The sequence below is a fragment of the Flavobacterium sp. LS1R10 genome (assembly GCF_003968825.1).
Taxonomy (GTDB): domain Bacteria; phylum Bacteroidota; class Bacteroidia; order Flavobacteriales; family Flavobacteriaceae; genus Flavobacterium.
Genome location: NZ_RYDH01000001.1, coordinates 235390 through 249283, shown reverse-complemented (window position 1 = coordinate 249283; position 13894 = coordinate 235390). Strand labels below are relative to the sequence as shown.

The following is a 13894-nucleotide window of genomic DNA, read 5'->3' as shown; positions in this document are numbered from 1 at the left end:
GGCTGTCTAAAAATAGACAGCCTTTATTTATTTATTCAAGATTTGATTATAAAAAATCAGCATCGGTAACACCTTCATTGATTTTTACATCAGACATTTTTATGTCTAATTCAAAACCTACATTCTGGATGATGTTAAAAGGAACTTTAACTCCTTTTACTTCTTTGTAATCTCCATAATTTGTAGTTTGAGTAATGCTTTGCCCACCTTGTTCAACAATTTTAGATTCGGCTAATTTTAAACCAGTAGTTACATCATAGAATAGTGTAGTTTTCCCGTTTTTAACAGCGTAAGCATCTTTTCCATTGATGGACTCGATAGTTTCCAGCGTTAAACCTTGGTTTTTAGCAAGAGACAATTCTTCAAATGGTGTTGCAGTTGCTTTCATGTCCGCTAGCATTGTTCCTTCAATATTCTGACGTTGCCCTTGTTGCATTACGTAAGCTCCTTTTTCATTTACCACTTGTTTCATGATACTCATTGTGCCCATTGCTAGTTCAACCATCAATTTTCCTTTGGCATCAATTTTTGAGGTGAAGCTTAATGGAGAAGGCGCTTGCGGAATAGTTGTTGTCCCGTTCATTACAATTGTTTTTACAGCCAATGCTGCTTTTTCTCCGCCGATAGCTTTGATGTAATTATCAATAACGCTTTTTGCAGTAACTCCTGCTGGAACTGGTTTTTTTAATTCTGGTTTAGCTGTTGCATTTCCGTATTTATCGAAGTATGATACTGGAAACTTTAATTTTTCTAATCCAGAAGCTACATCCGCTGCTTTTCCTACAATAACAATTCTGCTATTATCAGCCAAGAAGTATTTATTAGCCACTCTCAAAATATCGTCAGCAGTTACAGCACTGATATTTTTAATGTAATTTTCATAAAAATCAGCTGGCAAGCTTTGCGTTTGGATTCTTAAAGCGTAACCTGCTACCGTTTGTGGTTTTTCAATTTGCATTACAAATCGTCCAATGTATCCTGCTTTTACGCTAGCTAACATTTCATCAGTCACTTTCTCAGTTCTGATTTTTTTGAATTCTTTGAAAATCTCAACAACAGTGCTGTCCGTTACTGCGTTACGAACTTGCGTAGAAGCATTAAACGTAGAAACGCGTTTGTCTCCGTAAATGCTTGTTCTTGCACCATAAGTCCATCCGTGCGCTTCTCTTAAGTTCATATTAATGTAACTATTAAAGTCACCACCTAAAATTTGGTTCGCAACTAAGACAGCAAAATAATCCGGATCAGTCATTTTAAGATTTGACATATTTACCACAGCAACCTCTGATTGAACTGCATTTGGCATGTCAATAAAGTTGATTTGTGTAGCGGAAACATCTATTGGATCGCTATAAGAGATCGATGGAGCAGCTGCTTTTTTCCATGAGCCAAAGAATTTCTCTACCATTTTTTTTGTCTCGCTGAATTTTACATCACCCACAATAATTAGGTAAGCGTTGCTTGGCACAAAATATGTTGTGTAGTTTGCTTTTACATCTGAAAGAGTTACGTTTTTCAAGGTAGCTTCGCTAACATATTCGCCTGCAGGATGGTTTTTCCCATAAGTCAAAACATCTACAACTCTTGCTGCTACTGCTGAAACGCTTTTTTCATTGGCTTTCAAGCCTTCAATAAGTTTTGCTTTTTCTTTGTCAAATTCCTCTTGGGTGAAGTTTGGGTTTAATGCACCATCAGCCATTAGCTCTAAAACTCTCCCCGAATATTTAGATAAGGAACTTGCTGAAGCGCCATTAGAACTAAAATTGATGTTAGCGCCTAAGAAATCTACTTCTTCATTGAAAGCTGTTTTCGAAATTTTAGTGGTGCCGCTTCCGATTAATGTACTGGTCATGTCGGCAACCCCTTTTTTGTCGCCTTCAGCATACGGATCATTGTCTAAGGTAAGACTGAATGCTACTCTAGGAAGTTTATGGTTTTCGACAACCATAACTTTTAATCCATTTTTTAATTCAAAAGTTAACGGTTTTCCGATTTTTATTGATGGTGCTACACCAGGTTTTGGCTGAGGGATGATTTGTCCTTGCATAATTACGGTTAAGAACAAGCTTGATAAAATTAATATTGATTTTTTCATAATGATGTATCTTAGTTTTGAGCTTTGTCTTTAGATGGAACATAATCCAAAACTAATCTTTGGTTTGGATTTAAATATTTCTTAGCAATATCTCTGATTTCTTCCCGAGTGATAGAATGATAGATTTCAATTTCGGTATTGATTAAGTTTACATCACCGTATAACAAATGATAGGAAGCCAGATTGTCTGCAATACCGTCAATGGTAGAGTTGCTGTTGACATATTGGTTTTCGAATTTGTTTTGTAGTTTTTGTAAGTCTTTTTCTGAAATTAATTCTGTTTGTAATTTTACAATTTCAGAGTCAATTTCGGCAAGAATATTTTCGGTTGTGTTAGGCGCTTGAGGCAAACCGTAAATGATATAGCTGCCGTAGTCTTCTTGGCTGTTACTAAAAGCGCCAATTTGCAAGGCCATCTTTTTGTCATCAACTATTTTTTTGTATAGTCTAGAACTTTTTCCATCGCTTAAGATGGATGAAATCATATCCAGTACTCTTGCGTCTCTGGTTTTCATAGATGGCGTTCTGTAGGCTGCTACAATTGCGGGGATTTGGATATTAGCATCTTGAAATTCTGCTTTTATAGTTTGAGTAATCGGTTCTTCAACAAATGTTTCTCTTTGTATGGGAGCTCCTTTTTTGATCGGTCCAAAATATTTTTGAATCCATTCTTTTGCTTGCTCTTTTTTGAAATCACCAGCGACAATTAAAACAGCATTGTTCGGAATGTAAAATTTCTTGTTGAAAGCTTGGAATTCTTCTAATGTTGCAGCGTCTAAATGGCTCATAGAACCTATAGTTGCCCAACGGTATGGGTGTTTTGTGAAAATATTCTTTTTTACTTCCGCCAAAAAATTTCCGTAAGGCTGATTGTCAACGCGCAATCTCTTTTCTTCTTTCACCACTTCGTTTTGAGTATCAACACCAATTTGATTGATCACTGGGTGCAGCATTCTTTCTGCTTCCATCCATAAACCTAATTCTAAGTTGTTAGATGGGAAAACCTCATAATAATAGGTTCGGTCATCCGTTGTGTTGGCATTATTTACACCACCGTTTCCAGTTACAATCTTAAACCACTCACCGCGTTTGATGTTTTCGGTTCCTTCAAACAATAAATGTTCAAAAAAGTGAGCAAAACCAGTTCTTTCCGGATTTTCATCTTTAGCGCCTACATGGTACATTACTGAGGTAATAACAGTAGGGGCAGAAGGATCGTTGTGCAAAATCACATGCAGTCCATTGTCTAATTTGTATTCTTCAAAAGCTACTTTCTGAGCAGAAGCTACTCCTCCTAGCATAAACAAAGCACCTAAAGCCATTAATGAATTTTTCATAAGGTTAATAATTTTGTTAATATGCATAATTAGTAGTGGTTTTTAATTTTTGTTACATAAAAAGCGTTTCGCTGTGAGAAATTTAACACTAGTTAAGCGTTTTATTTTGTAAAATTATTTCAAAAGTCTATTTAATAAGTAATTATGATGTATTGGGTATTTTTTTTCTTCAACAAATTGCGAGGTAATTATTTAATTGTATATTTGCAACCTTAAAAATTTATAAAACAATTTGTTATGTATGCAATCGTAGAGATAGCAGGGCAACAGTTTAAAGTTAGCAAAGACCTAAAGGTTTACGTTCACCGTTTAGCAAATGAAGAAGGAACTCAAGTTTCTTTCGACAAAGTTTATTTGTTAGATGATAACGGTACAATCACAATAGGCGCCCCAGCTATAGAAGGTGCTTCAGTAGAAGCCAAAGTGTTACAACACTTAAAAGGAGATAAAGTTATCATTTTCAAAAAGAAAAGAAGAAAAGGATACAAAAAGAGAAACGGACACCGTCAGTATCTTACTCAAATTGTAATCGAAGGTATTACTGCAGCAGGTGCTAAAAAAGCGGCTCCTAAAAAAGCAGCAGTTGAAGCAACTACAGAAGAAGTTGAAGCTCCTAAGAAAAAGGTAGCTAAAGCTAAAAAAGAAGATACTCAAGAATAATAACAAAATAAAACTAATACGTCATGGCTCACAAGAAAGGTGTCGGTAGTTCTAAGAATGGTAGAGAATCAGAATCAAAACGTTTAGGTGTTAAGATTTTTGGTGGTCAAGCTGCTATTGCTGGGAACATCATCGTAAGACAAAGAGGTTCAAAACATAATCCAGGTGCAAATGTTTACATCAGTAAAGATCACACCCTACACGCAAGAGTAGATGGAGTTGTTTTTTTCCAAAAGAAAAGAGATAACAAATCTTATGTATCTATACTTCCATTTGAAGTTGAAGCATAATTGATTTTCTCAATTATTAAAAAACCCGTTTCGAAAGAAACGGGTTTTTTTTTGACCTTAGCCAAGGGCCTCCGGAATCTTCAAAGGAAAAGAAGGCAGAATCAAAATTGATGGTTTGCCTGATTTTTAAATTATATTTGATTTTATCAGGGTATAAGTATTGATTATATTCGTAGTTTTTTATTGCTGGTCTAGGGGAGTTTAATAAACTAAATTTCGGTTCAAATAAAATGCCGTATACTGTTTTGGAAGGGATATTTTGTAATTAGAAACTGTTGTGATTCTTTTATAGGTTTTACAAATCAGAACTGTTTTTAGAAAATCATCTTCTAATTAAAATATAAATTTTCACTTGTATAGGTGATTACTGCTTGTCTGTAATTTTTTTGGACACTCAAAGACACTGTAGTGTTTTTTTTCTTTCAAATTTTCCCTCTCCATTATATTCTTTATAAACGCATCTCTTTTTTTGATATAATTTCACTAATTCAGAAGGTTATTTCTAGTTTTAAACGGTATCTGATTTTATATAGCAACATAAAGATTAGATTCATTACTCTCTAATAGTTTAAATCTATAGGATTTTTTTTTAATTAATAAATTGAAATTAATTTTTAAATAATTTATTGTTTTAATATTGATTAGAAATTAAGTTTATTTTTTTTTAACCTTTTTTTTTGATAAAAAATTAATTAATTAATTCTTTTTTGGATTAAAATATAATAATTATGTTTTTTAAAGTCAAAATTTTGATTAAAATTTATTTTAATCAATTTTAATCAAATATTTTTTTTGGAATAATAGTTACGAGAATGTTGGTTTTACGAGTCAAAACAGCATACCGTGATATAGTTAATATGATTCTGTTTAATCAGATTAGACATTAAAAATGATCTTGTCTAAGTGGTTTATTGATTGTTCGTTTGAATTAATGATTTTAAAGACTACAAATACTATTAATTAATAAATATTAGCGCTAATGAAATAAAGTATCAAATTACACAGCATTAAACAATAAGGACAAACTCAATTAGTACACCAAATTTTACAGCACAACTATGAATAAACTATTACTCACATCTAGTTTTTTGTTTTTTACCTTTTTAATTTTCGCTCAAAAAAGTAAAACTCAAAATAATGAAAAATATTTGCAATCAAATACAAATATCCAGGAATTTAAATTTAATAAAAGTCGCCAGAGTCCTTCTTTACTAAAAATTAAACCGGACTATAATTTAAATTTAGCTGGTGTTCCTGCTTTTTTAGTGGAAGTACTGCAATTAGATAAAAATTCATTTGAATTTAAAGAAATTCACACCAATACCACCAAAGGAAATTTTAATATCGTTACTTTTTCTGCCTTCTATAATGGGGTGAAAGTGGAGCATGCGCGATATAATATTGTTCTTAAAAAAGATAAAGTAACTGCAATTACACTAGAGCATTATGTTATGGGTGCTAATGTTTCTAAGACAAAGTCATTGTCCCAAGACCAAGCATTAGAAAAGGCAAAGCAACATGTTGGTGCTGAGAATTATGTTTGGGAAGATATTTCAAAAAGTTTAAAAGTTACGGTGAATCAGAAAGAGATACAACAATTACAAAAATCATATAATGAATATTTGCCTAAAGGCGAATTAGTATATGTTGATAATTATAAGACAAAAGAGGTTGACTTAACGCTTGCATACAAATTCAATATATACGCATCAAAACCATTATCAAGAAACAATGTTTTTGTTGATGCTGCCAATGGCCAGATTTTATTAACGGATGCAATTATTAAACATGCAGATGAAATTAATAAAAACATCGAAAAGAATAAAATAAACACCACTAATTCAGCAGCAATTTTAGCCTCAGTTGAAGGGAACGGAGCTACAAGATATGCTGGAAACAGAAAATTTCAGACTACATTAGATGCAGTCAATAATCGCTATTCATTATTCGGGACTATTCCGGTTCTTGTGAATGGATTGCCGGTTGTTATAGAAAACGAAACGCGTTCTTATAATGGAGTAGGTGGAGCGCCTATTGGTGTGCCTAATATTCCATCGTATTCTATTTATGATGGTGATGCTCCATCAGGACAATTAAAAGTTGAAATTGGAGACAACAACTGGACCGCAGATGAACACTGGAGAAGTCGTTTCACTACTCTAAAATACCCTGTTGACAATGAAACAAAAAATGATGATATTGCTTTAGATGCGCATTGGGGAGCTGAAATAGTAATTAAATATTGGGGAGCTATTCATAATCGAAGTAGTTATGATAATCGTGGTACCAAAGTTATTAATTATGTACATTATGGTGATGCGTATGACAATGCTTTCTGGAATGGTACTGCAATGACCTACGGAGATGGAAGTTATCAAGGCGGTACGAAGCCTAATGGTTCTTTTGGACCTTTAACATCCATGGATGTTTGTGGACATGAAATAGGACATGGTGTCTGCTCTAATACATCTGATTTAGTTTACGCCAGAGAATCCGGTGCTATGAATGAAGGTTTTTCGGATATCTGGGCAGCATCTGTAGAAAACTATGTATTGACTACAATTGATAGTTCGTTGCCTTACGATCCGTGGGGAATTGGAGAACAAATTGATGAACGTGATGGTGGGTTAGCTCCGGGCGCAGCTGGATCTACTGCTTTGCGTTGGATGGATGATCCAAAAGCAAATACAGATCCCGACAGTTATGGAGGTAAATTTTGGTCTGACCCACAATGTGTACAACCTAGCTTAGCGAATGACCAATGCGGAGTCCATAGTAATAGTGGAGTTCTAAATAAATGGTATTATTTATTAGTAGAAGGTTCTGGAAAGAGTTTTACTCGTGGGAAAGCTAAAGCGGCTGCAGATGATCAAATAAATGATGCTTTGAAGGTCTACAGTGTCAAAGGTTTAGGTTTTCTTATTGCTGAACAGATTACTTTTAAGGCCGAAGTGCTACTTACTCCAAACGCTACTTTTCAAGAGATGAGAGATGCAAGTATACTTGTTGCAGGACAAGAATATGGAACGTTTTCTAATGAAGTGAAACAAGTAACGAATGCCTGGTATGCGGTTAATGTAGGGAATGAATTTATTGCGCCTGATCCAAACCAACTTTTCTTTGAATCGGCTAATGTTTCTGTAGTCAACGAGCAGACAGCAACACAAGGGTGTGCTGTTTTTAATACAATAGAGGTTAAGGTTACTGGGGTAAACATCACTTCTCCTCAAACCATTAATTTAGACTTCTCAGGTTCTACAGCAACTATTAATAAAGACTTTACTACATCAGCAACTAGTTTGTCTTTTGATAAAGATGGGACTAAAACAATTTTACTCAACATTTTTAATGATGGTATAGTTGAAGGTGTAGAAAATATTATAATCAAGTTTAATGTAAATACTCCTGTAGCGCAATCTAGAATTCAAAACATCACAATTGTTGATAATGATTATGTACCAGCTATTGGTATAGGTACGGTAGAGATTTTTAAAGAAACTTTTACTACTTCAAATATTCCATCTGGTTGGGAAACTAAAAGTGTAATAGGATTGGATCCCAATGTTTGGCTTTTTAATGGGCCAAATACTTTAGGAAAAGCATACGTTTCAAATGGCACTGCATCTCAAGGCGCCACTTATGATTCAACCCAAAACGGAAATCTACTTCTCATAAGCAAATTGATTGATACAAAAGGGATGAGCGATGTTACTGTAGCTTTTGACTGGGAAGCAGGAGGAGAAACGGACCAAGTAGATAATACTGCGTTGTTTGATTATGGTGAATTTGTATACTCTTTAGATGGCGCTAATTATAATTCTTTAGCCTTTTTTGCAGGTACAGCATCAGGAGCTGTTATGTCTTCAGGTAAGTATAATAAAGCGACACCGGCATTAAATAACACACAATTTCATTTAGCTTGGAGATGGTATAATGATGCTTTGCTAGGTACTGCTTTTAGTTTTACTTTAGACAACGTAGTAGTAAGCGGAACACCAGCTTCAGTAGAATCTGATTTGATGCAATTTGATAGTGAAACCGTAAAAATTGGTAACCAAGTATACTTTTTGAGCGATCAGGATGGAGATGTCATTGGGATGATAGAAAATGCGACTAAGGATCTGGGTTGTGTTACGCTAACTATTAGTGAGTCAGGTAGTAAATCTAACTTTACTAATATAGCAGGATCTCATTCAGGGAAAGTTATCAAAGTAGAAGCAGATGGATTGAATGCACCAACAGCTTCCTATGACTTAACACTATTCTTTACAGATGCTGAAACAAGTGAATTTTCAGACCCTAGCGGGTTAAGAGTTATAAAAGTAAATAGCAACTCTATCAATGATGCTAAAAATTACCCTAAGAATTTTCAAATAAACGGAGGGTTAGGTGCTGCATATTCTGCGGAGCAATATCGTACTTATAAAGGAAATCATACCGGATCTGGAACTTTTGCTTTGGTAACACAAGCGACTTTATCTACGCAAAAAATTAATGGGGAAGAATTTAAAATATACCCAACTGTTTTATCGGCTGATAAAGTAATTACAATTTCCAGTGCAAGAACGCCAATTGATCGAGTTGACATTTATACCCTAAATGGAGGTTTAATAAGCGCTTTGCAATTAGAAAGTAGTAATGAAGCTAAAATACCTGTTAGTAAATTATCCAGCGGAATGTATTTTCTTGTTATAAATGGTAATAAATCAGATACATTTAAGTTTCTGATGCAATAAATAATTGATTCAAAATCCCCCATCGTAGAAATGCAATGGGGGATTTATTTTTTACCTAAATTTAAAGATAATGAATACTAAAAATAATTTTCTTTTACCCCTACTGTTTTGTTTTTCCTTAAGCATATCATGGGGGCAGAATAAAAGTGATTGGACCGCTTTATCCGAAAACAGTCGGCTCAAAATTAATAATATTAGTTTTGATAAAGAAAAAATGCCTACAAAATTCAAACTTTATACCGTTGGTATAGCCTCTGTTAAAAATAAACTACAGAATACTCCTAAAAGAGGTGTGTTTTTTGGGACTTCTCAAAATATAATCAATGTGCCTAATGAAGACGGTTCTGTTGAAAACTACCAAGTTTTAGATGCCCAAATTTTGCATCCGGATTTGGCTGCAAAATTACCAAATATTAAAAGTTATGTTGGTAGTTCATTAGTACATCCTGGTAAATATATTCGGTTTAGTTTATCGCAAGCCGGATTTCATGCTCAGGTTTTTGAAGCTGGAAAATCAACTTATTTTATAGATCCCTATACAAGTGATAAGTCAGTATATATTGCTTACAAGAGAGATGATCTAGTCAATAATTCATCTGATGTTTTTACTTGCGAGACAGATAATTCACTTTCTAAAAAAACTGGAAATACGCAAATAAATAAAACGATAGGTGCTACTGATGATAGTAAAATTCGGTTGTATGAATTAGCAATGTCGTGTACAGGAGAGTATGGTGCCTTGTTTATTGGTAATGCCACGACTGATTTTGAAAAAAAATCAAATATCATGGCACAAATGGTTGTCACAATGACACGAGTAAATGGTATTTATGAGAAAGAATTAGGTATCACCTATCAGTTTGTACCTAAGAATTTTGACATTATGTATTATGATGGAACTACTGACCCTTGGGGTACAGAATATAATGACCAAACTCAATTGACCATAGATGCTAATATTGGAGATGCAAACTACGACATAGGCCATAATTTTAATACAGCTGGCGGCGGTAATGCAGGTTGTATTGGTTGTGTTTGTAATTCCGGAAATAAAGGAAGCGGTATGACTGGTAGATCAAATCCTACTGGAGACTCTTTTGATGTTGATTATGTCGCTCATGAGATTGGGCATCAAATGGGAGGGTATCATACCCATAATGGAACAACTACCTGTTTGAAAAGTGGAAATAATACCGAAGTGGAACCCGGAAGCGGATCGTCAATAATGGGGTATGCCGGAATTTGTACGGGGCAAAATGTACAGGCAAATTCGGATGATTATTTTAATTATGTGAACATACGAGACATAAGTGCTAATATTCAAGGGGGTGTGAGTTCTGCCTGTTTTGATGAAATCAAGGTTAGCAACTTACCGCCAAAAGCCAATGCAGGAGCAAATTATAGTATTCCTGTAGGTACCGCATTTCAGTTGTCAGGAACAGGTTCTGATCCTGACTCAGGAGATCTTCTTACTTATACGTGGGAACAAAACGACAATGAAGAGATGCAAAGTCCTATTCAGCCTCTCCCAACGTCTATTCAAGGTCCTATGTTTAGAACCCGAAGAGGAACTACAAAACCTAATAGGTATTTCCCGCAATTAACAGATATTTTAAGTAATAATCTGATGCCTACTTGGGAGGTAATCCCCCAGGTTCAACGGAGTTTTGAGTTTGCTTTTACGGTTAGGGATAATGTTGTTTACGGAGGGCAAACGGCAGCTGATTTGATGACGTTAAATACAATCCAAACGGCAGGACCCTTTAAAGTTTCAAGTCAAAACTCAAACACGACTTGGATACAAGGAGAAACTCAACTGATAACTTGGGATGTTGCAAAGACCAATTTACTTCCGGTAAACTGTTTGTTTGTAAATATTTTATTTTCGGCTTTAGGAGATTTTACCGATACTATTATATTAGCGGATAAGGCTTTAAATAGTGGTTCTAAAAGCATCATTGTACCCTCTTCTTTGACGGAATCAGGGCGTTTAATGATAAAAGCGGCTGACAATGTTTTCTTAGATGTAAATGACGCAACTATAATAATTAAGCAAGTTACAACTCCAACATTCTTTTTGACAGCGCTTGAAGTCTCAAAAATCCAATGTGCAAATGATAATAAATCAACTTTTAGTTTTGATTATATTCCTTCTGCGGGTTTTACGGGGGTAGTGAGATTTGCTGCGACAGGTTTACCATCTGGTTCCACAGCTAGCTTTACACCAACAACAGCAAGTACCTCAAAAGAAACAATACTAATGACCGTTAGCGGATTTTCTAATTCAAACCCTAAGGATTATTCTATCACTTTCGCGGGTACTTCTCCGTCAGAAACCAAAACTCAAGTTGTTGTATTAACGCTAAAGGGAGGTGTTTTTTCGGAGCCTGTGCTGAGTAGTCCAGCTAATACAAGTGTGAAACAATCAACTTATCCATCCTATATCTGGTCTAAAGATGGGAATAACAGTGCTGAATTTTTTGATGTGGAAGTTGCTTCTGATTCAAATTTTCAATCTATAGTAGAAACCGCAACTGTCTCAAAAAATGGATATAATCAAAATAAAGGGTTAAGCGAAAATACGTTATATTATTGGAGAGTTAGGCCTAAAAACGAATGTGCAAACGGTGTTTTTAGTAGGCCAAGTAGCTTTACAACTGGTTCAAACAAGTGTTTTAGTAGTACTAACACTAATCCTTCTGTAATAGTATCAACCTTAACAACAACAAACACAATAGATATAGCAACTGATATCCCAATTTCAGATATTAATGTTTCGATGAAAATTACCCATAGTTATATAGGAGATATAGTTGCGGTACTGACAAGTCCATCAGGGACCAATGTTTCACTGATAGCTAGTAAGTGTGATTCTAAGTCGGATTTGGATGCTACTTTTGATGATCAAGGGTTGGCTGTAATAAACTGTTCTTTAACAAGTCCAGCAATCTCTGGTGTTTTAAAGCCGGCGCAACCGCTTTCTGCTTTTAATGGAGAAAGTGCTAAAGGCGAATGGAGACTTAATATAACGGATACAGGATTAGGGGATGATGGTATACTGACATCATGGGCAATAGCGTATTGTGGAGTAGAAAGCTTAAGCCTTAGCGCTAAAAAATTCGATACTTCCCTAATTCAGGTCTATCCAAATCCTGCAAAAAACAGCATTACGGTTCAATTTGAAAAAACACAGCACTTAGATGTTGCAGTATTTGATTTGTTAGGAAGACAGATTTTAAGTACAGTACTAAAGTCTTCTAGTAATACGATAGATGTTTCTTCTCTTTCGTCTGGAACGTATATCATGCAGCTAATTGATGATGAGAATAATAAAACCAGTAAAAAAATTATTATTGAATAATTTCAAAATGTGATAAAAGCGTTATGCTGAAGCATTATTGATTTTCTCAATTATTATAAATAAGTCGAAAGTTTAAAAGTCGTAAAGTCAAAAGAATTAACTTTAAGTAAAGCAGCTTTAAATCAGATTGTTATGTAATTTTATCTTGATTTTAAAATACGACATTATACCATGGTTATTACTTAGTACCCATTTCAATTATTATTGGAATGGGTATTTTGTTTTAATTTAAAATTAGAACAAATAGTGAACTGTTTAGTGGTAAATATTAAAAACAACTTAGTGTTGATTTATTCTAAGGTTCTGCATAAAATATAGAGATTCAACACAAAGTAAAAAAAAGCAGGAGTAGAAACCAATAAAGAATCTTTCATCTTTATTCTTACCCCTGTACCAAGAAGCATAAGCAAAGCTAGGCCTCCGGAAGCAAGAACTAAAACAGTATGATTTTGAAGCCCAATAAATAAACCGATAGCCCCTGCCAATTCTAAAACAGCAATTAATGGTCCAAATTTTTCAAGTCCAAAGCGTTTAAATTCATTTTTCATATTCGACGAGGCAAAATACGCCATTCCATAGATAAGAAAGGAGGTTGCCGAAAATAAAATAAGTAAATGCAATAAATTCATGTTTTGATTATTTGGAAGCGCATAATGCAACAAAAAGAGATAATGCCAAAAGGAATAAAGAAGGAAGGTGTTTAGACCATGGGTTTTTTGCTTTAAAATGAAAAAATTGTGCGCTTATCATTAGAAAGGCCATTATAAGTGCCGGTATAAATACTAATTCAGGATACCAAATTCCTGTTATTAACAAGGTTGATAAGGCTATTTTTGTGGCTCCAACAACATTTCTTGTCAAATCAGACAGGCCATATTGTTTGAATTCTTTTACAATGTTGTCAAATCTGAAAATCCATACGTAACCTACGGACACTGCGATTACAAGCTGGGCGATAATAGAATAAGTATTCATGGTTTTATCATTAAAGGGTTTTATCTTTTGTTGTGATATACAAATTAATTAGCAGCTGTATGTCTCTTAGAATTTATGTTATTCAAAGATACCATAAACTTATATTATTATAAGGCTTGCCGAATTGATTTATTTGTAAATCGAGAGGTTTCTTTATTATTTTATCGGATTAGCTCTCAATTTGAAACTAAAACAGGTTGGTTTTTTTGGTTCAAAAATGCATCAGGAATTTTCATGGTTATCAGCTCTAATGTTGTTTATCAAAAGGAATATTAACCTGTTGGGCGTATTTAGTTTTTGATAATAATTTTCGTCAGTTCTAGTGATTTTCTTCTGAAGCCTCAGGGAAAAATTATATCGACAACTAGAAAATTAGTATTAAAAACAGTTCTCAATATATTTTTTGTCTCGTTTTACGCCACAAAAACATGAGAAATGGA

The 13894-nt window shown here is 34.2% G+C and carries 8 protein-coding genes; 4 read left to right on the top strand and 4 right to left on the bottom strand.

The window, feature by feature from the left end; translation table 11 throughout:
• Positions 1 to 46: 46 nt before the first annotated feature.
• A complete protein-coding gene (locus EKL96_RS01105; RefSeq protein ID WP_233579246.1) occupies positions 47 to 2095 on the bottom strand; it encodes an insulinase family protein in 2049 nt (682 codons plus the stop codon).
• An 11-nt stretch (positions 2096 to 2106) separates the two neighbouring features.
• On the bottom strand, positions 2107 to 3432 hold the full coding sequence (locus EKL96_RS01100; RefSeq protein WP_126457567.1) for a M16 family metallopeptidase: 1326 nt from the start codon (positions 3430 to 3432) through the stop codon (positions 2107 to 2109).
• A gap of 237 nt (positions 3433 to 3669) precedes the next feature.
• Here EKL96_RS01100 and rplU point away from each other — a divergent pair, with 237 nt between their 5' ends.
• The 4 genes from rplU to EKL96_RS01080 all read left to right on the top strand — a co-directional run bounded on the left by rplU (position 3670) and on the right by EKL96_RS01080 (position 12479).
• Positions 3670 to 4092, top strand: coding sequence for a 50S ribosomal protein L21 (gene rplU / locus EKL96_RS01095; RefSeq protein ID WP_126455145.1), 423 nt, complete (start codon positions 3670 to 3672; stop codon positions 4090 to 4092).
• A 23-nt stretch (positions 4093 to 4115) separates the two neighbouring features.
• A complete protein-coding gene (gene rpmA / locus EKL96_RS01090; protein WP_086453627.1) occupies positions 4116 to 4382 on the top strand; it encodes a 50S ribosomal protein L27 in 267 nt (88 codons plus the stop codon).
• 1148 nt (positions 4383 to 5530) lie between these two features.
• On the top strand, positions 5531 to 9118 hold the full coding sequence (locus EKL96_RS01085; protein ID WP_158615209.1) for a M4 family metallopeptidase: 3588 nt from the start codon (positions 5531 to 5533) through the stop codon (positions 9116 to 9118).
• 70 nt (positions 9119 to 9188) lie between these two features.
• Entirely contained in the window at positions 9189 to 12479 is a 3291-nt protein-coding gene (locus EKL96_RS01080) for a reprolysin-like metallopeptidase (RefSeq protein WP_126457565.1), read from the top strand.
• A gap of 290 nt (positions 12480 to 12769) precedes the next feature.
• On the opposite strand, the gene EKL96_RS01075 is transcribed toward EKL96_RS01080, so the two are convergent.
• Together EKL96_RS01075 and EKL96_RS01070 are read right to left on the bottom strand one after the other, a co-directional pair.
• Positions 12770 to 13108 (bottom strand): DoxX family protein, encoded by a 339-nt coding sequence (locus tag EKL96_RS01075; protein ID WP_126457564.1) that lies wholly within the window; start codon positions 13106 to 13108, stop codon positions 12770 to 12772.
• A gap of 7 nt (positions 13109 to 13115) precedes the next feature.
• Entirely contained in the window at positions 13116 to 13454 is a 339-nt protein-coding gene (locus EKL96_RS01070) for a DoxX family protein (RefSeq protein ID WP_126457563.1), read from the bottom strand.
• Positions 13455 to 13894 lie beyond the last annotated feature (440 nt).